This window comes from Breoghania sp. JC706, from assembly GCF_037026715.1.
In the GTDB taxonomy this organism is placed as follows: domain Bacteria; phylum Pseudomonadota; class Alphaproteobacteria; order Rhizobiales; family Stappiaceae; genus Breoghania.
In genome coordinates this window covers 390,480-412,305 of sequence record NZ_JBANCG010000006.1, presented here as the reverse complement: position 1 = coordinate 412,305, position 21,826 = coordinate 390,480, and the positions used below count along the sequence as shown (strand labels likewise).

Genomic DNA, 21,826 nt, shown 5'->3' with positions numbered 1-21,826 from the left:
GGTCGCTTTGCGACCGCTTCAGGATGACGTTGTCGTGCTGTTATTTCAGTATAACCAACAACATACTCAACCTGATCCTCAGAGCACGGCCCGGAAACGGTATCGGGCCATGCGCTTTCGGCTATTCCCCCATACCCTCCGCCGTCATTGCCCGGCTTCGTCCGGGCAATCCATCGTCAGCCGCAGCATTCGGGGGCGCGCGCAGGATCACCCGGACTTCGCCGGGTGATGATGATGGAAACATATGAAGGCGTATAGGATGCGAGGCGAAGAACCGACTACCGTTTTCGGGCCGAGCTCTGAGGAGGCCTGAAACGCCGTCTCGAAGGGTGGGCCACAGCACAAATCCCGCGACCCGGTTCAACCCGCTCGAAATGACCAGACGTGCCCGCTCGGGCACGCCCAGTTGCACCCGAACGTCGGACCTACATGTTCGGATAGTTCGGTCCGCCGCCGCCTTCCGGCACCGTCCAGGTGATGTTCTGGTTCGGATCCTTGATATCGCACGTCTTGCAGTGGACGCAGTTCTGCGCGTTGATCTGGAAACGCGGGGCATCGGCCCCTTCCTCGATCCACTCGTAGACGCCGGCCGGGCAATAGCGATTGGACGGGCCGGCATAGACGTCGTGCTCGGACTTCTTCTGCAGTTCCATGTCCTTCACCTTCAGGTGGATCGGCTGATCCTCCTCGTGATTGGTGCTGGACAGGAAAACCGACGACAGCTTGTCGAAGCTCACCACGCCATCGGGCTTGGGATAGTCGATCGGCTTGCATTCGGCCGCCGGCTTCAGCGTCGTGTAGTCCGGCTTGCCGTGGCTCATCGTGCCGAAGAACGAGAAGCCGAAGAGCGTGTTGGTCCACATGTCGAGCCCGCCGAGAGCGATGCCGATCCAGGTGCCGAACTTCGACCACAGCGGCTTGACGTTGCGGACCTTCTTCAGATCCTTGCCGATAGCACCGTCGCGCCACTCGTTCTCGAACGCGGTGAGCTCGTCGTTCGCACGGCCCTCTTTCAGCGCCTCGAACGTCTTTTCCGCCGCCAGCATGCCCGACAGCATCGCATTGTGCGTGCCCTTGATACGCGGCACGTTCAGGAAGCCCGCCGCGCAGCCCAGAAGCACGCCGCCGGGGAAGCAGACCTTCGGCACGGACTGCCAGCCGCCCTCGGCGATCGCGCGCGCGCCGTAGGCGATGCGTTTGCCACCTTCGAAGACGTCGCGGATCGCCGGATGCGTCTTGAAGCGCTGGAACTCGTCAAACGGCGAGAGATACGGGTTTTCGTAGTTGAGGTGGAGGACGAAGCCGACCGCTACCTGGTTGTCTTCCAGATGATAGAGGAAGGAGCCGCCGCCGGTGCGGGAATCGAGCGGCCAGCCGAAGCTGTGCTGGACGAGGCCCTGCTGGTGCTTTTCGGGCGCGACCTGCCACAGCTCCTTCAGGCCGATGCCGAACTTCGCCGGATCGCGGCCCTTGTCGAGTTCATATCTGGCGATAAGCTCTTTGGCGAGCGAGCCGCGCACGCCTTCGCCGATGAAGACGTACTTGCCCAGAAGCGCCATGCCGCGCGTGTAGTTCGGGCCCTGCTCGCCGGAACGCGTGACGCCCATATCGCCCGTCGCCACGCCGATGACCCGGCCCTCGTCGTCATAGAGCACCTCGGAGGCTGCAAAGCCGGGATAGATTTCCACGCCCAGTTCTTCCGCCTTGCCGGCAAGCCAGCGGCAGACGTTTCCGAGCGATACGATGTAGGCACCGTGATTGTTCATCAGCGGCGGCATCATGAAGTTCGGCAGGCGCATCGCGCCGGCCGGCCCCAGCACCATGAACTTGTCCTCGGTGACGGGGGTCTTCAACGGTGCCGTGTCATCCTCGCGCCAGTCCGGGATCAGCCGGTCGAGCGCAACCGGATCGATCACGGCTCCGGACAGGATGTGGGCACCGACCTCCGAACCCTTTTCCAGAACGACGACCGACAGCTCCTCGCCCGCTTCCATCGAAAGCTGTTTGAGACGGATCGCCGCGGACAGGCCCGCAGGGCCGGCCCCCACGATCACCACGTCGAATTCCATGCTCTCGCGCTCGGGCAGAGCTTCGCCATCGCTCATGTCTGTCAACCTCCGATCCGGTCGCTGCCGGACTTCCTCTGTTCGTCTTTCCGCCTCTGTTTAAATGAGCCGCGTTGGTGCTGCAATGCACTCGGCTGACCTAACGAGGCCTTTGTTTTCCGTGCCGGCAAAGCCGTTTCGCGGGCGAGTTTACAACAGGATCGCCCTGCCGCAGCGACAGCCTTGCCATATGCCCCGCCGTGCGTCATGAAAAAGGAATGACCTTCAGCCTCAATCCCGCAGATCTGGAAGCCCTGCTCGACTTTTATGTCGCAGCAGGTGTGGATTGTGCGCTGGCCGACGAGCCGGTCGACCGTTTCGCGGAGACTGCGCGTGCTGCTGCGGCCGCGAAGTCCCGCGCGCCTTCGCCTGCCACCCCCGGCGAACGCCCCTTTGCCGCACCGAACCGATCCGGCACGCAGCCCCCGGATGGACAGATCCCCGGCAGACAGATCCCCGCCAGACAGGCACAAGCAGCGCCCCAGCCACGACCGGCGCCAGGGCAAGCAAGCAAGCCGGCTCCGTCGGCCACGCCGCCCGGCGGAGCGACCATTCCCGGTGACGAGGCCGTCATGGCCGCGCGGGAAAGGGCGGCGCAAGCCGCAACGCTCGATGCCCTGCGCGAGAACCTTGCCGCCTTCGAGGGCTGCAACCTGCGCCTTACCGCCAAGAATCTCGTCTTCGCCGATGGCAACCCGCAAGCCCGGCTGATGTTCGTCGGCGAGGCGCCGGGGCGCGAGGAGGATGCGCAAGGACTGCCGTTCGTGGGCCGTTCCGGCAAGCTGCTCGACCGGATGCTCGCGGCGATCGGGCTGGAGCGGGACGAGGTCTACATCGCCAATGTCGTTCCGTGGCGTCCACCGGGAAACCGAACGCCGACCCCGCAGGAAGCGGAGATTTGCAAGCCGTTCATCCGCCGCCAGATCGAGCTGGTCGACCCGGACGTGCTTGTCTTCCTCGGCGGCGCCTCGGCGAAACTGCTGGCGGGAACGAGCGACGGCATCCTGCGGCTTCGCGGCAGATGGCTCGACTACGACACGGGCACGCGGCCGATCAAGGCGATGGCCACTCTGCACCCGGCGTATCTTCTGAGAACGCCGATCCAGAAGCGGCTTGCCTGGCGCGATTTCCTGAAGATCAAGGCTGCGCTCGACGGGCGCGGCTAGACGATCGGCGAGGACCGCTGGGCGGGTTCCCCACACGCTGTCCCGGTTACGTGCAGCCTGTGGCACCGTTTTCCGCAGACCAGCGAACCGGCGTGAACCCGCTTCAACGAACGCACACTTGACGCAGCGCCGGAAATTGATAAAATCACCTAACGTCATATTTTAGTTGGAGGGGCAAGCCGATTGTATGGCTGCCGAAAGGGATGCCGGAGGCATCCCTGTCCTCCCCTCCCATTTTCAAAAGCCAGACCGGAGGAGAGATTTGATGCCCCGAACGATGAAAGCCGCGGTCGTCACGGCCTTTGACATGCCCCTTTCCATCGAGGAGATGCCGGTGCCGGAAATCGGACCGGACCAGATCCTGATGAAGGTCGAGGCGAGCGGTGTCTGCCATACCGATCTGCATGCCGCGCGCGGAGACTGGCCGGTCAAGCCGCAACCGCCGTTCATTCCCGGACACGAGGGCGTCGGTTTCGTCGCGGCGGTGGGCAGGAACGTCAAGGGGATCCGCGAAGGCGACCGCATCGGCGTGCCGTGGCTGCACACGGCATGCGGCCACTGCCCGCATTGCCGCACCGGCTGGGAAACACTGTGCCACGAGCAGCAGAACACGGGCTATTCGGTCAATGGCGGCTTTGCCGAATACGTCGTGGCCGATCCCGACTATGTCGGGCATCTACCCGACAAGCTCGATTTCGGCCCCGCCGCGCCGATCCTGTGTGCGGGCGTGACCGTCTACAAGGGGCTGAAGGAAACGGAAGTGAAGCCCGGCGAATGGGTGGCGATATCCGGCATCGGCGGGCTCGGCCATCTGGCGGTGCAATACGCCAAGGCGATGGGCATGCATTGTGCGGCGGTGGATGTCCACCCGCAGAAACTGGAGCTTGCCACCAAACTCGGCGCCGACATCGCCATCAATGCGGCGGAAGAAAGCCCGGGCGAGGTCCTGAAGCGCGAAGTCGGCGGCGTGCATGGCGCGCTGGTGACGGCCGTTTCCCCCAAGGCCTTCTCGCAGGCGATCGGCATGCTGCGACGACGCGGGACCATGGTTCTCAACGGCCTGCCGCCGGGCGATTTTCCGCTGCCGATCTTCGAGACGGTGCTGAACCGGATCACCGTGCGCGGCTCCATCGTCGGCACGCGCCAGGACCTGGCCGAATGCCTGCAATTTGCCGGCGAGGGTAAGGTCGCGACGCATTTCTCCTGGGAACCGCTGGAAGCGATCAACGACATCTTCCATCGCATGGAGCAGGAAGCCATTGACGGTCGGATCGTGATGCGGATCTGACCGCCGGGCCCGGAAGCGCAAAAGGGCGTGCGCTGCCTCCATCACGAGAATGTTGGAGGGAGTTGATGGCGGCGAAATATCCCGGAACCTGCGGAGCGGGTAGGCTCTCCCTTTCCGTTCAGGGAGGATTAGTCATGACCATTTCCCGAATTTCTCGCCTTTCCCGCCGCTCGCTACTGCAACTTGGCCTTCAGGCGGGCGGCACCGCCCTTGCCGCGCCGTTCGTCCTTCGCGCAGCCACCCGGCCGGCCCACGCCGCCGCCCCGATGCTCGGCACCGGACGGCCGGCCTTCAACCGCTTCAAGCTCGGCGCCTTCGAGATCACCACCGTCTTCGACGGCGGCGTCGCGCTCGAGGGGCCGCATCCGATCTTCGGTCAGGACCAGCCGGCCGATGCGGTCGAGGCGCTGGCGGTGGAGAACCACCTGCCGCCCACGCGCATGGAGATCGGGTTCACGCCCGTCATCGTGAACACGGGAAGCGAACTGATCGTTTTCGATACCGGAAACGGAGCCGGCCGCCGGCCGGCGGCGGGAAATTTCGCCAGTGCGCTGCGAGCGGCCGGCTATGCACCCGAGCAGGTGGACACGGTCGTCATCACCCACATGCATCCCGACCATATCGGCGGGCTCATGGAAGGCGACGCGCCGCTCTTTGCGAATGCGCGGTATGTGACGGGCGCACGCGAATACGATTTCTGGAGCGCCGACGACCGGCTTTCCGGGCCGACCGAGGGAGCGGCCCGGCTGGTGCGCAGCCATGTGATGCCCCATGCCGCGAAGACGACATTTCTCAAGCCCGGAGACGACGTGGCTTCCGGCGTCACGGCCGTCGAGGCTCATGGCCATACGCCGGGGCACATGGCGTATCATCTGGAAAGCGAAGGTCGGCGGCTGCTGGTCTGGGCCGACACGGCCAACCACTTCGTCGTTTCGGTCCAAAGGCCCGACTGGCATGTGCGTTTCGACATGGACAAGGAACAGGCCGGGCAGACCCGCAAACGGCTCTTCGACATGGCGGCGGCGGACCGCATTCCCGTTACCGGCTATCACATGCCCTTCCCGGCCGTCGGCTATCTGGAAAAGCGTGGCGACGGCTACCGATGGGTGCAGGCCGCCTACGAGCTCTATCTTTAGGACGCGCGCCCAGTCCAGGAAGGTTTGAAGGGAACAGCCCCCGGCGCGAGGGAACCAACACCGTCCCGACACAATTGCGCCGGGCGTTCCCCGCACGTCCCAAGACGATGGCGGGAGCCGCACGCGAAAAGACGCAATATCCCCTGCGTCATCTTGGCGTGCCCCCCGCACGCATTGCGGCGGTAAGATATTTCTTAATGCTTCCATTATGTGCGCGTATTGTGATCCCAATTACAGTCCGACGGACCCGAAGCGGCCAAACTGAAGGTCCGCTCAAGGCCGCCGGCAAGCCGGGTTTCAGGGCGGCAGGGCATCAGCGTTGCGTTGCAAACCTCGCCCTTTCCGCGGAATCGTGCCGTTCGTGTGCGATATCGGTTGCCTGGAGATCCGGCCTGCCGGCCTTTTGAAGGCGCATGCAGACCGTGTGCTCCGGCAAAAGGCTTCTGGCCCGGCAGAACAGCGACAGGACGGTATCCGCCCTTCGCAGCCCACATTGTAACGGGAGAAAAACGATGAGATTGGGAGTATTGCGACGTTTGCTCGCTCCGGTGGCCATACTGGCTGCCGTTGTCGCCGTCGCGCCCGCAGGCGCGTCAACCCAGAACCCGATAACGCCCTCAGCGAGTGGCAAAGCCGGCGTGACGAATGCCGCCCTGCTCGGCGCCCCGGCCGCCGCTCAGGAAGAAGGCACAATCCAGCTCGCACAGTGGGGACCGCCGCCGCCGCGCTGGCGCCATCGTCCGCCGCCGCCGCGGTGGGGATATCGCCGTCCGCCGCCGCCGCCGGCCTATTATCGCGGACGCCGGGCTCATGTCGACTGGTGCATGAGGCGCTATCGTTCCTACAACCCCCGCACCGACAGGTTCCTGGGCTATGACGGGCGCTACCATCGCTGCAGGAGCCCCTACTGGCGCTAGGACGGCGCGCCCCGGGTGGAAGCAGAAGTTTGAAGGGTAGTCGCTGGCATTTGAAGTCGCACAGCACACCGAAACCAAGACAGAGATGGCCGGATGGATCTTCCTTCCGGCCGTTTTCTATCGGGCTTTCAGCGCATCCCGGCCGTGTTCGCCGTTCAGCGCGACGAAGGATCGACGAACCGTCCGACGAGCGCGCCGGGCAGCCGCAGGAAAAACAGCATCACACCGACCGCGTGCCGGAAACCGCCACTGCTCGTCTCGGCCTGCGGACCCGAGCGTCGCACCGCACGAATGGGCAGATGGCTGAGGTGTCGCCGACCGATGCGGCGCATGAGTTCGGCCTCGGCCAGCGGAGAGGCAGGATCATGTCCGCCCAGCCGCGCATAGAAGCGGCGCGACAGCAGCAGTCCCTGCCGGGCATGGCCGACGCCCAGTATGCGGCAGCGCAGCCACGAGATCCCCTCCGCCACTCGTGCCTTGATGCCGAGTTCGTCGTTGGCAGCACGAAAACAGGCCGCCTGTCTGTCGCCCCGACCGGTACGCTCCACCCGTTCGACAAATTTCGAGACCTCCCGATACCAGCCCGGATCAAGCACCGTGTCCGGTTCGAGAAACAGCAGCCACTCTCCCCGGCGCACAGCACCGGCGCCGGCTTGCAGGCGCGCCCCGCGCGGGCCCTCCGCGGCGATCCAACGGCAGCCCGCAGCCTCGGCGATCGTTTCCGTCATGTCGCATGAGCCGGCATCCGCGACGACGACCTCGCGCACGATTCCTTCCGCGGACGCCGGGACCAGAGCGGCCAGCGTTTCAACGAGCGTCGCTTCGTTGTTGAGGGTGGGGATGACGACAGCAAACATAACATCTTTCATAGCATCCTTTCTCTCGCATTTGCGAGATACCTTGACGCATATGCCGCCGCTAATGTTCTTGATTTGTTCCTTTTGGTGACCTATCATTTTTCTATGAACCGAAATGTGCCACATCCGACAGAACCGGGCCTTGCCCCACAGCCGCCTCTCGAAGAGGCAAGCGAGAGCGCGCACATCGATGCCGAGCGCCGGCGAGGCCGCGCGGCAGCGCTCAACATGGCTGGACGGTTCGAGACGGAGGCGCGCGAGGCAGCCGACGACGGCTGGGGCAGCCTGGAGGATCTGCCGGCGCTGAAGACCGAGGTTCAGGTGGAGGCGGCACGGCGGATCATCACCCGCAACGACTCGCCCGATATCGCCTTCGACCGGTCCATCAACCCCTACCGGGGGTGCGAACACGGCTGCATCTACTGCTTTGCGCGACCGACCCATGCCTATATGGGCATGTCGCCCGGGCTCGACTTCGAAACCAGGCTTTTCGCCAAACCGAACGCGGCCGAACTGCTTGCGCGCGAGATTTCCGCGCCCGGCTACAAGGTGAAGACCATCGCCATCGGCACGAACACAGACCCCTACCAGCCGATCGAGCGGCAGATGCGAATCATGCGCGAGGTGCTGGAGGTGCTGCGCGACGCACGCCACCCGGTCGGCATCGTCACCAAGTCCGCTCTGGTGATGCGCGATATCGACATCCTGTCGGAGATGGCGAGAGACGGCCTTGCCAAGGTGGCCCTTTCGGTGACGACGCTCGATCGCAAGCTGGCGCGTGCGATGGAACCGAGGGCGGCGACGCCTGCGCGCCGGCTCGAGGCGATTGCGGCCCTGTCGCAGGCCGGCATTCCGACATCCGTCATGGTCGCACCGATCATTCCCGCGCTAAACGACCAGGAGATCGAACGCATCCTCGATGCCTGTCATGCGCAAGGCGCGCGGGAAGCGGGATATATTCTCGTGCGGCTGCCGCACGAGGTGAGCCCGCTCTTTCGCGACTGGCTGCTGCGCAACTATCCCGACCGCTATCGGCGCGTGATGTCCGTGCTGCAGACGATGCGGGGCGGCAAGGACTACGATGCGGAGTGGGGCAAGCGCATGCGCGGAGAAGGCCCCTATGCGTGGCAGCTCGGCCGCCGCTTCGAACTTGCCGCGAAGCGGCTGGGGTTCAATCAACGCCGCAAACGGCTTCGAACCGATCTCTTTGTCCCGCCGTTCAAGAGTGCAGAGCAACTGAGCCTCTTCTGAGCAGGCCACGGCGAAAAGACCTGCGATCCGCTTCCTCCAAACCATGGAACGATCACGGGTGTCGAATACAGGGGATTTTCCCGTTCCGGCCGATTTCGCCGAAGGACCGGTTATCCTATGGTTCGCGCATGACCCGCTCTCTTGCCCCCGCCCGAAGATCGCCTCCCACAAAAACGTCGCTGCCGACGCTCAAGCACGAGAAGCGGCTGGCGCGCGCATTCGGCGGTCTCGTTGCAGGCATCGACGAAGCTGGACGGGGCCCGTGGGCGGGGCCCGTGGTCGTCGCCGCGGTCATCCTCGACCCCAAGGCGGTTCCCGAGGGGCTCAACGATTCAAAGAAGCTGAGCGAAGCGCGCCGGGAAGCGCTCTACGCAACCATTCTTTCCCAGGCGGATGTCGGGATCGTAATGGCATCGGCGGCACGGATCGATGCGATGAACATCCGCGCCGCAACCCTGTGGGCGATGCGCGGCGCCCTTTGCGCCCTGTCGGAGCGCCCGGCGGCTGCACTTATCGACGGGCGGGACGTTCCCCCGGCGTTGCCCTGCCACGGTGAGGCCCTGATAGGAGGCGATGCGGCCTCCCTGTCGATCGCCGCCGCCTCGATCGTCGCCAAGGTCACGCGCGACCGGTTGATGGTGCGCCTGTCCGAGGAACTGCCGGACTACGGCTTTGCCGCCCACAAGGGATACGGTACGGCGCAGCATCAGGACGCGTTGGCCCGCCTGGGACCGTGTGCGTATCATCGCCGCTCCTTCGCGCCCATAAGGCTGCGGCTGGAACAGCGCGCGACCTGATAGGGATCGCAGGGGCGCACCGATGCCTTCCATCAACGATGGCAATCGACGACGGGACATATAAAAAAGCCGCCATCCAATGGACAGCGGCCTTTCAGAAGCAGTCAGAGGCATTCCCCTGAGCGCTCGGCAGGGATACCCCCCCGGCGTCACGCCCTGCCTATGGTGCACGGTCAGTTGATACGGCTGCCCACTTCCTTGATGCTGTCGGCCATCAGCTTGTCAGCGACTTTACCCGAAACCTTGTCGCGAAGGATCGCCTCGGCCGCCGTGATCGCGACATCTGTCGCCCGTGCCTTGACTTCGGCCAGAGCCTGGGTTTCAGCCATCGCGATCTTGGTTTCGGCAAGCTTCGTGCGGCGCGCGATCAGATCGTTCAGCGCCGCCTCGGTCTGCCCGGTCAGCAATTCCGCCTCGCGCTTCGCTTCCGCGATGATCGCTTCGGCCTCTTCCTCGGCCTCGCGATGCTTGCGCTGGTATTCCGCAAGCAGAGACTGGGCCTCCTCGCGCAGGCGGCGCGCCTCGTCCAGTTCCTTGCGGATGCCGTCGGCACGCGCATCTAGGGCGGACGCCAGCTTGCCAGGCACTTTCACCCAAACGATGATGCCGGTGAAGATGATCAGGCCGACCAGAGCCCAGAATGTTGCATCCATGGTTGGCGTGTCCTCAGCTCATCGAGGCCGAAACGGCCTTCGACGTCTCGGTCTTCGTGGGTGCCTTGCCGAGCAACGTCTCGACCAGAGCGTTCGTCGCCTCGCCGGCGATCTCGCCAACATCGGCCAACGCGGCTTCCTTGATGCCGGCGATGCGCTTTTCGGCATCCTCCAGCTTCGCGTTCAGGTCCTTCTCGACCGCCGCACGCTTGGCTTCAGTCTCAGCCGCAAGCTTGTCGCGCGTCGCCTGGGCGATACCGCTCGCCTTCTGACGGGCTTCGGCAAGCGCCTGCTCGTAGGATGCGATCGCGACTTCGGTTTCCTGCTTCAGCCTGCCGGCTTCCGCAATGTCGTTCGCGATACGGTCCCGACGATCTTCCAGGATGCCACCGATGCGCGGCAGCACCATCTTCGACATCATGTAGTAGAGAACGCCGAAGGTGATGGCCAGCCACAGCAGCTGGGAAGGGAACGTCTCGCCGTTGAAGGGCGGAAACAGGGCCTGCCCGTGTCCACCGTCGTGCGGCACCTCGGTGTGAGCCGTCACGGCTCCGTGTTCGGCTGCCGTCTCGTTCGTATGGGTCTCTTGAGCCTGAGCCAAAGGCACCTCCAGATGCCACCGTCGCTACGCCGGCGCGTGGGCCACCCCATCGGGAGGGATGCCCGGATCACGCGCCGCCGTACCGGAGCACTGCACATGTCCGCAGCCCCTTCGGACGCGGACGCCGTCGCGCCGACGGAAAACCGTCGGCACGTTGTCCGAAATCAGACTGCGTAGAGCAGCAGAAGGGCGACGAGCAGCGAGAAGATGCCGAGAGCTTCGGTCACGGCGAAGCCGAAGATCAGGCGGCCGAACTGGCCGTCAGCGGCAGAGGGGTTGCGCAGCGCACCGGCGAGGTAGCTGCCGAAGATGTTGCCGAGGCCAATGCCCGCGCCGCCCATGCCAAGGCACGCGATACCGGCACCGATGTACTTTGCTGCTTCAGCTTCCATGATGTGCTCCTTGAGTGGAATTCGAGATCAGCAGGATCTTGATGAAGGGTCGAAGGTCTGCCTTGTGCCCGGCCTCTAGTGGCCGGGGTGCAGGGCGTCGTTCAGGTACATGCAGGTCAGAACGGCGAAGACATAGGCCTGCAGGAAGGCGACGAGGAACTCGAGCGCCGTGAGGCCGACCGTCATGGCCAGGGGCAGGACCGCACCGGCGACCCCGAGGGCGCCCAGGCTGCCGAGGCTCGCGACGAAGCCTGCGAACACCTTCAGCGTGATATGGCCTGCCAGCATGTTTGCGAAGAGACGAACCGAGAGGCTGACCGGGCGCGACAGGAACGAGATGATCTCGATCATCACCACCAGCGGCAGCAGGACCATCGGGATGCCCGACGGCACGAACAGGTTCAGGAAGTGAAAGCCGTGGCGCATCACGCCATAGACCACCACCGTCAGGATCACGAGCATCGCGAGAGCGAACGTCACGATGATGTGGCTGGTGATGGTGAAGAAATACGGGAACATGCCGAACAGGTTGCCGACCAGCACGAACATGAAGATCGAGAAGACGAACGGGAAGAACCGCATGCCGTCGGTCCCGGCGGAACTTCGGAGCATGTTGGCGACGAATTCGTAGCAGATCTCCGCCACCGACTGCCAACGGCTCGGCACCAGGCCGCGCCCGCTCGTCGCCATCATCAGGAACATGGTGGTGACCGCAACGGTCGCGACCATGAACAGCGAGGAGTTGGTGAAGGAGAAATCGACACCGCCGATTTCGACCGGGAACAGATTTACGATGTGAAACTGGTGGATCGGATCGTTCGACACCGGGTCGGCCCCTCAAATCTGCTCTCAATGCCGCGCAAGCGGCGGCTCATTAAGACGAGAGGCCGCGAGAGGCGCCTTGCCCGCTCCGGCCTTCCATCCCGTCGAATGCGCCACGATCGTTCAGTGATCGTCGCGCTTCATCTTCTCGCCCGGATCCGCGACAAGGCCCGCGGAGCGCAGCACGTTCAAGACACCGGCCACAAAGCCCAGCAGCAGGAAGACGATCAGCCCCCAAGGCGACGTTTCCAGCCAACGGTCGAACACCCAGCCGACAACCGCTCCGACCGCAACGCCCGCGATGAACTCGCTCGACAGCTTCACTGCCTGGGCATAGCCCGCGGCACTGCCGGTTCGTGAGGCGCGCCTCTTTATCGCCTCGTCGCGTTCATTACGCTCGCTCAGCGAGCGGTTCAACCGGTCCAGACGTGCGTTCAGGCCGATTTCTTCGGGCGGCGTGGCCTCATCACCACTCCCTTCCGGCTGCGCTCCATCTCCGGGCCTGTCTTTGTCGGCCATCTAACGTCGCACCTCCGGATGCGGGGCATTTCGACTGTTCCGCACCCCCCGAAAAGTCGCGCGCACCATAGTCGGCACCCCCAGACCTGTCAAGAAGCCTTACGGATAGGTTAAGTACCTGTTTCTTTTGGATTTTACACCACAATTGGGACCTTTTGGCGGTCCATCCGACTTTCGTATGCACCGCACCGACGGCGTTGCGGCAGCTAGACCGCCTCGAGAAAACGCTCGGCCATCGCGAGATCGACGGAAACCAGCTGCGAAACGCCGCGCTCGGCCATGGTAACACCAAACAGGCGGTTCATCCGCGCCATGGTGATCGGATTGTGGGTGATGACGACGAAACGGGTCTGGGTGAGACGTCCCATTTCCTCCAGGAGATCGCAGTAACGCTCGACATTGGCATCATCGAGCGGCGCATCCACCTCGTCCAGCACGCATATCGGCGCAGGATTCGTCAGGAACACCGCGAAGATCAGCGCCATGGCGGTCAGCGCCTGCTCGCCGCCGGAAAGGAGCGTCATCGTCTGGGGTTTCTTGCCCGGCGGACGTGCGACGATCTCCAGCCCGGCTTCCAGCGGATCGTCCGATTCGATGAGCTGGAGCTCCGCCGTGCCGCCACCGAAAAGGTGTGTAAAAAGCCGCTGGAAATGTTGGTTGACGACCTCGAAGGAGGCCAGCAGCCTCTCGCGGGCCTCCCGATTGAGGTTGGAAATGCCGGTGCGCAGGCGCCGGATCGCCTCGATAAGGTCGTCGCGGTCGCTCACCAGCGAATCGCGCCGGGTCGAGATTTCCTGAACCTCGTCCTCCGCGCGCAGGTTGACCCCGCCCAGACGTTCGCGCTCCTGCTTCAGCCGTTCCAGACGGCTTTCCGTCGCCCGTACATCGGGAAGCGTCGCGCCCTCGCGCAGTTCGGCGATGCCCGGCACCTCCTCCGGCGCCACCTCCAGCGCATCGGCGATGCGCTCGGCCACATCGGCGGCGCGACCGCGTGCCGATTCGACGCGTTCCTCGGCGCGCACCTTGCCTTCACGTGCAACCGACAGAGCCTCCAGCGCCTCGCGCGCGGTCCGGTCCGCGTCGCCCAGCGTCCGCTCCGCCTGCACCAACGCATCATCAGCCTGGCTGCGGGCCTCCTCGGCCTTGGCTATCTCCGAGATCAGCGCGCGCCGCTGCTCCTCGATTTCGGCGGGCCGTTCGGTCAGTTCCTCGATTTCGGCGGCAGCCTCCTCCTGGCGCTCGCGCAACACGCCAAGCTGCCGTTCGGCATTGGCCGCACGCTCCTGCCAGGAACGCCGTTCGCGCGCGATGCCCTCCAGGCGGCGGCGGCGCATATCGTTCTCGCGCTCAAGACCGCTCGCGGCCGCACGTGCCTCAGCCAGCACAGCCCGATCCGTGGCCACGTCGTTGCGAAGGCTGGCGATTTCCGCCTCCAGCGCGGAAGAATCGGCCAGTTCGGCGGTGATTTCCTCAGCCTCGGCGACGGTTGCCTGCGCATCTTCCATCTCACCGGCCAGCCGGGCTTCGGCCTCCTCCAGCGACTGACGGCGCATGGTCAGCGCGGACAGGACCCGCTCCGCCTCGGCAAGCGCAGAGCGCGCCTGGTCGACGCGGCGCTGGCCCTCGCGCACCGCGTTGCGGGCGGCCTGCTCGGCCTCGACTGCCGAGGTGACGGCGGCCTTGTGACGTTCCAGATCCCACCTGCGGGCCTCGACCTCGGCGGAAAGGTCCTCGATCCGGCCTTCGAGCTCGGCAAGCCGGTTGCGCTGGGCGAGCCGCTGGGCTGCGGCGGTGGGCGCATCGGCGGTGGCGACGTAGCCATCCCAGCGCCAGAGATCCCCCTCCCGCGAGACCAGCCGTTGGCCGGGCTTCAGGAGCGGCAGGATGCGTTCAGCATCCGCCCGTTCGACAAGACCGATCTGGGCGAGCCTGCGGGCAAGAACGGCGGGCGCGCGGACCTGGGCGCCGAGCGGCTCAACCCCCTCCGGCAGCGCCGGGTCGTCCGCGCCGTCCCCTGCCCCGGTCCAGCGCACGGGAGCCGCAGGGTCGGCGGGAGCATCAAGGTCCTCGCCGAAAGCGGCCCCGAGCGCCGCTTCATATCCGGGGAAAACCTCGACCGCGTCGATGACCGGCTCCCATTCGCCCGTAACAGCGGCGGCGAGCATGTTGGACAGCGCCCGTGCCTCCGCTTCCTCTGCGCCAAGCCGGCGTTCGGCTTCTGCAAGCGGCTCGCGCGCATCGGCCTCCGCGGAGCGGGCCTCAGCGGTGGCGATCTCGGCGGCTTCCGCACGCATGCCGGCCTCTTCCAGCGCGGCCTCCGCCTCCTCCAGCGCGGCGCGCAGCTCATCGGCATCGGTCCGGGAAGCGATTTCGTCGCGAAGGGCGCTCAGATCGCGCGAAACCTCAGCCGCCTGCGCCTTGAAACGGTCGAGCCGCTGGCGGGCATCGGCGAGCGTGCGTTCGGCCTGCGCCCGCCGGGCGATGAGCTGGGCATTCTCTTCCGTCTTGCGCGACAGCGCGCCCTCACTCGCCTGAAGCTTTTCCTCGGCCCTGGCAACGCGCTCTACGACCTCTTCGGTGCGCGCGGCAACCATCTCGTTTTCTTCCAGGAGCGCGCGCTCTTCCTCGTCGAGTGCGCCCAGCAGTTCGGCGTTCTCCGAACCCAGACGCTGCTCGCGCTCCAGATCCTGGGCCAGTTGCTGGCGGCGCTGGTCGAGATCGCGCAGACGCTCGCGGATACGACGGTCTTCCGCATCGAGCTCGTTGCGTGCGATCACCAGCCTTTGCAGCGCCGCTCCGGCGGCGGCGGCGGCATTGCGCAGATCGGGAACCTTGTGCGCGGCGACCGCCTGATCGCGCGCGGCCAAGCCTTGCGCCGCGGCCGCCTCGTCGACACGGGACTGGACGCTGGCGAGTTCGCCTTCCGCCGCCTGCAGCGCCTCGCCCGCCTCCCGCCAGCGCAGATAGAGGATCGTCGCCTCCGCCTTGCGTATTTCGCCCGAAAGATTGCGATAGCGCGAGGCCTGGCGGGCCTGCCGTTTCAGCCCTTCGAGCTGGCCCTCGATCTGGACGAGCACGTCTTCCAGACGATCGAGGTTCTGTTCGGCGGCGCGTAGGCGAAGCTCCGCCTCGTGGCGGCGCGAATGCAGGCCGGAGATGCCGGCCGCCTCTTCCAGGATCTTGCGTCGCGATGTGGGCTTTGCCGCGATCAGTTCGCCGATGCGCCCCTGCCCGACCAGCGCATTGGACCGCGCGCCGGTGGAGGCATCGGCAAAGAGAAGCTGGACGTCGCGGGCGCGCACGTCGCGGGAGTTGATGCGATAGACCGACCCCGCCTCACGCTCGATGCGGCGGCTGATTTCCAGAACGTCCGCATCATTGAAGCCCTGCGGCGCGGTGCGATCGGAATTGTCGAGGAACAGCGTGACCTCGGCGGTGTTGCGCGCCGGGCGGTTGAGGCTTCCGGAGAAGATCACGTCGTCCATGCCGGACGCGCGCATGTTCTTGTAGGAATTCTCGCCCATCACCCAGCGCAGGGCCTCGACGAGATTCGACTTGCCACAGCCGTTCGGCCCGACGACGCCCGTGAGGCCGTCCTCGATCACGAACTCCATGGGCTCCACGAAGGACTTGAAGCCGAGCAGCCGCAGCTTTGTGAATTTCATGGCCACACCCCGCGCAGGCAGGCGCGCGCGGGGCGGGCCGCAAAAGCGTCAGAGCAGCGGTTTGATGATCTCGTCGAGCTGTTCAACCGTCAGCGCCCCGGGGTGCTTCTCGCCGTTGATGAAAAAGGTGGGCGTCGAGTTCACTCCGAATTCCTTGTTCGCCCGCTCCCTCGAGGCACTCACACCATCAAGGATTTCCTGATTCGACAAGCATTCTTCAAAGCTCTTGTCGTTGAAGCCGATCTGTTTGGCCATCGCCTTCAGATTGCCGAGCGGATCCTGGGTGAAAGCCCAGTCGCGCTGCTTTGCGAAGAACAGCTCTATGATATCGAAATACTTGTCTTCCGCAGAACACCTTGACAGCATAGATGCCGCAAAGGCAAGATTGTCAAGAGGAAATTCACGCATTATGTAATAGACCTTACCTGTATCTATGTATTCCTTTTTCAGGTAAGGGAAGCTTTCCTTCTCGAAATCCGCACAGTGACTGCAGGTGAGCGAAGCATATTCGATCACGGTAACGGGTGCCTTGGGATCACCCAGCGACATGTCCTTGAGCTTGCCAGGCTTCAACAGCTCCATCGGGGAGAAGCTCTCGGCGACGGCAGGCATCGGAAGCGTCGAGGCGAGAATTGCGGCGGCGCCAAGGGCGGCGGTACCTTCCAGGAACTGTCGACGGGTCACGGTCACGGGCTTTTTCCTCAAGTCGTAGGGTCTGTCTATATCGTGGAGATCGACATCACGATTGCTATCGGTCTTTCATGTCGCGCCAAAAACTGCCAGCGCAAATGTGAATCGGGGATGAACGTCAAAAACGCGGCTCATTTGCGGCGTTTGGCGATAATTGCACGGCCGAGCCGGTCGAGCGCGGCACGCAAGGGAGCCTCGTCGACGCCGTTGAGCCGCCCCTTCAACTCCGCCTCCTCCGTTTCGCTCAGGCTGCGCAAGCGCGGTATGGCGCGCTGGGGAAGACGTTTCAGCGGTTTCTGCACGATCTTGATACGGCCAACCGCAGCCCAGCCGAAGAACATGTTGATGCGCTGGATGACCTGCGGCAGCTCGTGTTGCAGGAACAGCGCGCTCGGGCCATCGCAGCGCACGACCAGCGTCGCCGGATCGGGCGTGCCACCGCCGCCGCCGTCATTGCGCCGCGGCCAGTGAAGCGCTTCGGGCTGGGTGGTCTCGCCATAACGCTCGCCGACGATATCCGGCCACAGGGCCAGAAGATCGGCGGTGGCAAAGCCGCGCTTGCGACAGGCAGGCTCCATCACTCCGCCGATCAGATCGGCAAGCGGCTTGGCCCCTCGCCTGCGGCCGTTGGTCTGATGCGAACCGTGCGGCTTGTCGCTCATGGTCTCTCATCTGTGCGGGCACCGCGCCCATCCGTTGATCCGTTCCGCGAGGGACTGCCCCAGCTCGCGCTCGCGCCGGACCTTATCCTCTCTGCGGGCATTTGTCCGCCCCCGCCCCGGCTTCACGCACCTCATTTGAGGAAGCGGTGGCTCCGAACCTCCTCCGTGTGCCAGCCGGACCAAACCGACGGTAACGGCATCAGGCTTGTCTTCGGCGCACAGCTGCGCTCCTGTTCCACCCATGGATCATCGATTCCCCGCGCCGGAAGCGCAAACCCTGCTCGAATGGTACGACCGTCACGCCCGCGCCCTGCCCTGGCGGGTGCCGCCGGAGGCGCGCCGGCGCGGCGTCGTTCCCGATCCCTATCGCGTCTGGCTGTCGGAGATCATGCTCCAGCAGACGACGGTCGCCGCCGTCAAGGCCTACTACGAGACGTTCACGCAAAAGTGGCCGGACGTGCTGGCGCTGGCCGGGGCCGACGAGGCCGATGTCATGAAGGCCTGGGCGGGGCTTGGCTACTATTCGCGGGCGCGCAATCTCAAGGCTTGCGCCGAAACCGTGGCCGAGCGTCATGCCGGCCGCTTTCCCGACACCGAGGCCGGACTTCAGGTCCTTCCCGGGATAGGCCCCTACACGGCGGCAGCGATCGCCGCGATCGCCTTCGACAGGCCAGCGACCGTCGTCGACGGCAACGTGGAACGTGTGATGAGCCGGGTTCATGCGCTCGAGACGCCACTGCCGCAGGCAAAACCGGAGATCCGGGAGCTGACGGCCGCGATCACGTCGCACGAACGGCCAGGCGATTTCGCGCAGGCGATGATGGATCTGGGGGCGACGCTGTGCTCGCCCAGGCGACCGGCCTGCGCGTTGTGCCCGTGGACGGCCAGTTGCCGGGCACAGGCGGCAGGCACGGCGGAGACCTTTCCCCGCAAGACGCCAAAGGCGGCTAAGCCGACACGTCTGGGCATGGCCTTCGTCGCGGTGCGTACCGATGGCGCGGTGTTGTTGCGCCGACGCCCGCCGAAGGGACTTCTCGGCGGCATGAGCGAGCCGCCGACAAGCACGTGGGCGCCGGATGCGGCGACGGACGACCTTTCGCAGGCACCGCTCAATCTTTCCTGGACGCGCTGCATCGCCCCGGTGCGCCACACTTTCACGCATTTCCATCTGGAGATGACGGTCTGGCGCGCGAATGCCCCTTCCAGGACGAAGGCCCCTGAAGGGCACTGGTGGTCGCCGCCGCACGATCTCGACGGCGAGGCGTTGCCGACGGTGATGCGAAAGGCGGTGGCGGCGGGTCTGGGGGACTGATCCCCGGTCCGGCGGCACGGAACCGTTCACCAGCACAAACGCGCCGTAGCGCGAATCCTGTTGCTTTTTGTGTCGCAATGAACGACACGCGTGCACCTTTTGCCGTTGCGGAGACTTCGGCCATGTTCACGCATTCGATTTCGAGGCTGTTCACCCCCGACGAGACGCAGGAAGTCATTCGGCTTTCCCAGCGCGCACAGGCCGCCTCCGGCGGGCTTGTCGGCGGACTTCACCACCACAACATCCGCCGCGCGACGATCGCCTGGCTCGACGATGCCAGCGAGGCTTCGTGGGTGATGAACAGGATCGTCGACGGGGTCGCCCGGGCCAACCGGGACCGCTTCGGTTTCGACATCACAGAGTTCAAGGAAAAGCTGCAGGTCGCCGGATACGACGAGAGCGACACCGGCCACTACGACTGGCATTCCGACATCGGCGACGGACCGCTTGCCCGCTACCGCAAACTCACCATCGTCGTGCAGTTGAGTTCCGGCGAGAGCTATGCAGGCGGAGCGCTGGAGATCAATCTCGGCGGGGCGATCCAGACCGGAGCGCGCGAGGCCGGCGACGCCACACTGTTCGCCTCGTTCATGTTGCACCGGGTCACGCCGGTCACGCAGGGGCGACGCTATTCCTTGACGTGCTGGAGCCACGGCCCGCATTTCCGGTGACGCCGAACCGGTGCATTTCAGGCCAGCACCTCGTCGCGCATCTCCCCTTCCACGCTGTCCGCATCGAGGCTCAGGGCCGGGCAGAAGAGATGCACCGTGGTGCCGCGCCCCTCGTCGGTTTCGACGATGACGTGGCCGCCATTGGCATGGACACGATTTCGGACGCGGGAGAGCCCGATGCCGAGCGTTTCCCCCACAAGCTTGGAGGATTGCTTGGTGGAGAAAAACGGGTCGAAGGCGTGCCGCAACTCCGAAGGCGTCATGCCACGCCCCGTGTCGGTCACCGCGATATCGACGAACCGTCCGGACAGGAAGGCGCCGCAGGTCGAGCAGTTCGCCTCTCCGTTAAGCTCAAGCAGCCGGGCAGCGAGGATGATCTCTCCTTCCGCGCTGATCGCGTCGCGCGCGTTGCTGATGAGCTCGCTCAGGATCAGCGCCAGATCGTCGAACCGCACGCCGACATCGTCCAGCGCGTCATCCATGTCGAGCGACAGCGCGATGCGCCTGGGAAGCGACGACTGCTCGATCTTGAGGATGCCGCGCACTACCGGCCCAACCGCCTGAACGCCCTGGGAAAGTTGCGAACCGAGGGACATGGCGGAGATCTTGCCCAGCACGTCGCGCAACCGGTTCGCGCCCGTCAGCACCTTTTCGATATCCGCGCGGATACCGGATTGCGCGTTCTCCTGAGCGGTGTCGGCCGCCATCTCCGCATAGTTGATGATCGGCCCGAGCAGGTTGTTGAAGTGGTGCGACAACTGGGCGGAAAGCTGATCGACGAGGCGCATTTCGCGCTCCTGACGCTCGTGCTCGGCAGAGACATCGTGGCCAACGGAGACGAGATGGGTAACGCGCCCGTTGTGGTCGATCAGCGAGGAAACGTTCTTGCTCTCGTAGAATTCCGTGCCGTCCTTGCGCCGGTTGATGAAGAGGGCGCGCACGGACTTCCGGCCACGCGCCTTGTCCCAGACAGAAGCGTAAAGCGCATCGCTCTGCTTGTCGGACTTGAACAGTCGCGGCGTCTTGCCGGCGATTTCCTCGCGCGAATAGCCCGTCAGCCGCTCCACCGCCGGGTTGGCGAACTCGATGGTCATGTCCGGCGTGGTGACATAGACGAGTTCGTCGCTCTGCTCGATCACCTCGGCATAGATCTTGGCGCGCCACTTGTCCCTTTCGCCCCGGGCCCGCCAGCGCCCCCAAAGCCAGGCCACCGGCACGAGACACGCGAGAAAGGCGGCGCAGACCGCAATCATGATCTCAAGACGCGCCTGCGAGCTCGAATAAAGATGGTCTTCGGCGACGATCGTCGCCAGAATCCAGTAGGGCTCCTCGCTGATAACGGTGTGCTGCGATCCCTCGATCAGGCCGTAGGGGGCCGTATGGCTGTTGAGATTGATGCGGTTGAAGGCGAATTGGCCCTGCGGGGTCTCTATGAGACCGCCGGACGGGCTTTTCAGAACGTCGCCCAGACCTTCGACATCGGCAACCGTGCGGTTGAGCCCGAGCTGAAAGCCCCAGCATAGAGACGGGTTCTCGTCGTAGAGCCAGTAGCCTTGCGAATTGAGCAGCCAATACCCCAGATCCGAGTTCCGATCCCGATGAGCGAGGACGCCCAGGATACGGTCGCCGTCGAGGTTGAGAACGAGAAGCCCCAGTTTCCGGCCGTCCGGACCAAATACGCCCTGTACTAGCCGCACGGTCGGGCGGTGCGGGACTTCAACCTTGCCGTGCTCCATGTTCAGATCGAAGCGCGACAGGTAGATGTCGCCTGGGGGGAGCAGGACCCCGCCCCGGAAATAGGGACGTCCCTGCTTGTCCTGCAGTTCATCTTCCGGAACGACGCGAATTTCGCCGTCACGATAATTGACCCGCAGAAGCTCCCTGCCGTCCAGGCCGAGCAGACGGATCTGATCGTAGATCCGTCGGTGGCGGGCGAACCGGGCGAAATCCTGCGCCAGCTTGCCGTCCGCACTCCATCGGCCCTGAGCCTCCGAGGCTATCGCTGTGAGCAGGGAAAGGTCGTTGGCCGCATCGCGGACCGGCCCGACCAGTGAATCGCTTGCAACCCGCAGAGCAGCGCTCTGCCGGGCGGCCCACTGGGCGCGTTCGGTGTAGGAATCCGCCCAGTGGAGAAGAATCAACGTGAGGATAACGGGAACCGCGATGACGAGATAGAAGGTAACGCCGGCCGCCAGCGCCTTCCGTCCAGAAACCTCTGATGGCTTCATCCACTCGTCCTCACGTCAAGAATTCAAACAAGACAATGACTGACTGTCAATAAATTCTCATAAGCATAAAACGCAATCACACATCTTTGCGTAA

At 64.6% G+C, this 21,826-nt stretch carries 18 protein-coding genes and 1 pseudogene; 8 read left to right on the top strand and 11 right to left on the bottom strand.

The window, feature by feature from the left end; genetic code table 11:
• Positions 1 to 425 precede the first annotated feature (425 nt).
• Positions 426 to 2,105: an electron transfer flavoprotein-ubiquinone oxidoreductase gene (locus V2L18_RS15020; RefSeq protein WP_336179072.1), complete on the bottom strand. Its 1,680-nt coding sequence runs from the start codon at positions 2,103 to 2,105 to the stop codon at positions 426 to 428.
• A gap of 218 nt (positions 2,106 to 2,323) precedes the next feature.
• Here V2L18_RS15020 and V2L18_RS15015 point away from each other — a divergent pair, with 218 nt between their 5' ends.
• The 4 genes and pseudogenes from V2L18_RS15015 to V2L18_RS15000 all read left to right on the top strand — a co-directional run.
• The gene (locus tag V2L18_RS15015) at positions 2,324 to 3,271 is read left to right on the top strand and encodes a uracil-DNA glycosylase family protein (protein WP_336179071.1); all 948 of its coding nucleotides are present in this window, start codon (positions 2,324 to 2,326) and stop codon (positions 3,269 to 3,271) included.
• A gap of 265 nt (positions 3,272 to 3,536) precedes the next feature.
• Positions 3,537 to 4,559, top strand: a complete 1,023-nt coding sequence (gene adhP, locus V2L18_RS15010; protein WP_336179070.1) for an alcohol dehydrogenase AdhP — start codon at positions 3,537 to 3,539, stop codon at positions 4,557 to 4,559.
• 134 nt (positions 4,560 to 4,693) lie between these two features.
• Entirely contained in the window at positions 4,694 to 5,695 is a 1,002-nt protein-coding gene (locus tag V2L18_RS15005; protein WP_336179069.1) for an MBL fold metallo-hydrolase, read from the top strand.
• A gap of 809 nt (positions 5,696 to 6,504) precedes the next feature.
• Positions 6,505 to 6,612, top strand: a pseudogene (locus tag V2L18_RS15000) (BA14K family protein); the annotation flags it as partial.
• Between the two features lie 155 nt (positions 6,613 to 6,767).
• Here the strand turns inward: V2L18_RS15000 and V2L18_RS14995 are convergent.
• A complete protein-coding gene (locus V2L18_RS14995; RefSeq protein WP_336179068.1) occupies positions 6,768 to 7,469 on the bottom strand; it encodes a glycosyltransferase in 702 nt (233 codons plus the stop codon).
• A 117-nt stretch (positions 7,470 to 7,586) separates the two neighbouring features.
• Here V2L18_RS14995 and V2L18_RS14990 point away from each other — a divergent pair, with 117 nt between their 5' ends.
• Together V2L18_RS14990 and V2L18_RS14985 are read left to right on the top strand one after the other, a co-directional pair.
• Entirely contained in the window at positions 7,587 to 8,720 is a 1,134-nt protein-coding gene (locus tag V2L18_RS14990) for a PA0069 family radical SAM protein (RefSeq protein ID WP_336179067.1), read from the top strand.
• Positions 8,721 to 8,848: 128 nt separating this feature from the next.
• Positions 8,849 to 9,517, top strand: a complete 669-nt coding sequence (locus tag V2L18_RS14985; protein WP_336179066.1) for a ribonuclease HII — start codon at positions 8,849 to 8,851, stop codon at positions 9,515 to 9,517.
• Positions 9,518 to 9,690: 173 nt separating this feature from the next.
• On the opposite strand, the gene V2L18_RS14980 is transcribed toward V2L18_RS14985, so the two are convergent.
• From V2L18_RS14980 to V2L18_RS14945, 8 genes are all read right to left on the bottom strand, one after another.
• A complete protein-coding gene (locus tag V2L18_RS14980; RefSeq protein ID WP_336179065.1) occupies positions 9,691 to 10,170 on the bottom strand; it encodes a F0F1 ATP synthase subunit B in 480 nt (159 codons plus the stop codon).
• Between the two features lie 13 nt (positions 10,171 to 10,183).
• The gene (locus V2L18_RS14975; RefSeq protein WP_336179064.1) at positions 10,184 to 10,771 is read right to left on the bottom strand and encodes a F0F1 ATP synthase subunit B; all 588 of its coding nucleotides are present in this window, start codon (positions 10,769 to 10,771) and stop codon (positions 10,184 to 10,186) included.
• A 164-nt stretch (positions 10,772 to 10,935) separates the two neighbouring features.
• Complete coding sequence (locus V2L18_RS14970) at positions 10,936 to 11,163, bottom strand: F0F1 ATP synthase subunit C (RefSeq protein ID WP_107987827.1); 228 nt, start codon at positions 11,161 to 11,163, stop codon at positions 10,936 to 10,938.
• 75 nt (positions 11,164 to 11,238) lie between these two features.
• Entirely contained in the window at positions 11,239 to 11,988 is a 750-nt protein-coding gene (locus V2L18_RS14965) for a F0F1 ATP synthase subunit A (RefSeq protein WP_336179063.1), read from the bottom strand.
• A 120-nt stretch (positions 11,989 to 12,108) separates the two neighbouring features.
• The gene (locus V2L18_RS14960; RefSeq protein ID WP_336179062.1) at positions 12,109 to 12,504 is read right to left on the bottom strand and encodes an AtpZ/AtpI family protein; all 396 of its coding nucleotides are present in this window, start codon (positions 12,502 to 12,504) and stop codon (positions 12,109 to 12,111) included.
• Positions 12,505 to 12,710: 206 nt separating this feature from the next.
• Entirely contained in the window at positions 12,711 to 16,169 is a 3,459-nt protein-coding gene (locus tag V2L18_RS14955) for a chromosome segregation SMC family protein (protein ID WP_336179061.1), read from the bottom strand.
• Positions 16,170 to 16,217: 48 nt separating this feature from the next.
• The gene (locus V2L18_RS14950) at positions 16,218 to 16,859 is read right to left on the bottom strand and encodes a DsbA family protein (protein WP_336179060.1); all 642 of its coding nucleotides are present in this window, start codon (positions 16,857 to 16,859) and stop codon (positions 16,218 to 16,220) included.
• Between the two features lie 131 nt (positions 16,860 to 16,990).
• Positions 16,991 to 17,521, bottom strand: a complete 531-nt coding sequence (locus V2L18_RS14945; RefSeq protein WP_336179059.1) for a DciA family protein — start codon at positions 17,519 to 17,521, stop codon at positions 16,991 to 16,993.
• Positions 17,522 to 17,762: 241 nt separating this feature from the next.
• Here V2L18_RS14945 and mutY point away from each other — a divergent pair, with 241 nt between their 5' ends.
• Together mutY and V2L18_RS14935 are read left to right on the top strand one after the other, a co-directional pair.
• Complete coding sequence (mutY, locus tag V2L18_RS14940) at positions 17,763 to 18,833, top strand: A/G-specific adenine glycosylase (RefSeq protein WP_336179058.1); 1,071 nt, start codon at positions 17,763 to 17,765, stop codon at positions 18,831 to 18,833.
• A 122-nt stretch (positions 18,834 to 18,955) separates the two neighbouring features.
• Positions 18,956 to 19,504, top strand: coding sequence for a 2OG-Fe(II) oxygenase (locus V2L18_RS14935; protein ID WP_336179057.1), 549 nt, complete (start codon positions 18,956 to 18,958; stop codon positions 19,502 to 19,504).
• A gap of 17 nt (positions 19,505 to 19,521) precedes the next feature.
• Here the strand turns inward: V2L18_RS14935 and V2L18_RS14930 are convergent, their stop codons facing one another.
• Complete coding sequence (locus V2L18_RS14930; protein ID WP_336179056.1) at positions 19,522 to 21,732, bottom strand: PAS domain S-box protein; 2,211 nt, start codon at positions 21,730 to 21,732, stop codon at positions 19,522 to 19,524.
• Between the last annotated feature and the right edge of the window lie 94 nt (positions 21,733 to 21,826).

Excerpts from the sequence above, each read along its gene's own strand:
- V2L18_RS15020 (WP_336179072.1), bottom strand. The coding sequence starts at position 2,105 with ATGAGCGATGGCGAAGCTCTGCCCGAGCGCGAGAGCATGGAATTCGAC.
- V2L18_RS15015 (WP_336179071.1), top strand. The coding sequence starts at position 2,324 with ATGACCTTCAGCCTCAATCCCGCAGATCTGGAAGCCCTGCTCGACTTT.
- adhP (WP_336179070.1), top strand. The coding sequence starts at position 3,537 with ATGCCCCGAACGATGAAAGCCGCGGTCGTCACGGCCTTTGACATGCCC.
- V2L18_RS15005 (WP_336179069.1), top strand. The coding sequence starts at position 4,694 with ATGACCATTTCCCGAATTTCTCGCCTTTCCCGCCGCTCGCTACTGCAA.
- V2L18_RS14995 (WP_336179068.1), bottom strand. The coding sequence starts at position 7,469 with ATGTTTGCTGTCGTCATCCCCACCCTCAACAACGAAGCGACGCTCGTT.
- V2L18_RS14985 (WP_336179066.1), top strand. The coding sequence starts at position 8,849 with ATGACCCGCTCTCTTGCCCCCGCCCGAAGATCGCCTCCCACAAAAACG.
- V2L18_RS14980 (WP_336179065.1), bottom strand. The coding sequence starts at position 10,170 with ATGGATGCAACATTCTGGGCTCTGGTCGGCCTGATCATCTTCACCGGC.
- V2L18_RS14970 (WP_107987827.1), bottom strand. The coding sequence starts at position 11,163 with ATGGAAGCTGAAGCAGCAAAGTACATCGGTGCCGGTATCGCGTGCCTT.
- V2L18_RS14960 (WP_336179062.1), bottom strand. The coding sequence starts at position 12,504 with ATGGCCGACAAAGACAGGCCCGGAGATGGAGCGCAGCCGGAAGGGAGT.
- V2L18_RS14955 (WP_336179061.1), bottom strand. The coding sequence starts at position 16,169 with ATGAAATTCACAAAGCTGCGGCTGCTCGGCTTCAAGTCCTTCGTGGAG.
- V2L18_RS14945 (WP_336179059.1), bottom strand. The coding sequence starts at position 17,521 with ATGAGCGACAAGCCGCACGGTTCGCATCAGACCAACGGCCGCAGGCGA.
- mutY (WP_336179058.1), top strand. The coding sequence starts at position 17,763 with ATGGATCATCGATTCCCCGCGCCGGAAGCGCAAACCCTGCTCGAATGG.
- V2L18_RS14935 (WP_336179057.1), top strand. The coding sequence starts at position 18,956 with ATGTTCACGCATTCGATTTCGAGGCTGTTCACCCCCGACGAGACGCAG.
- V2L18_RS14930 (WP_336179056.1), bottom strand. The coding sequence starts at position 21,732 with ATGAAGCCATCAGAGGTTTCTGGACGGAAGGCGCTGGCGGCCGGCGTT.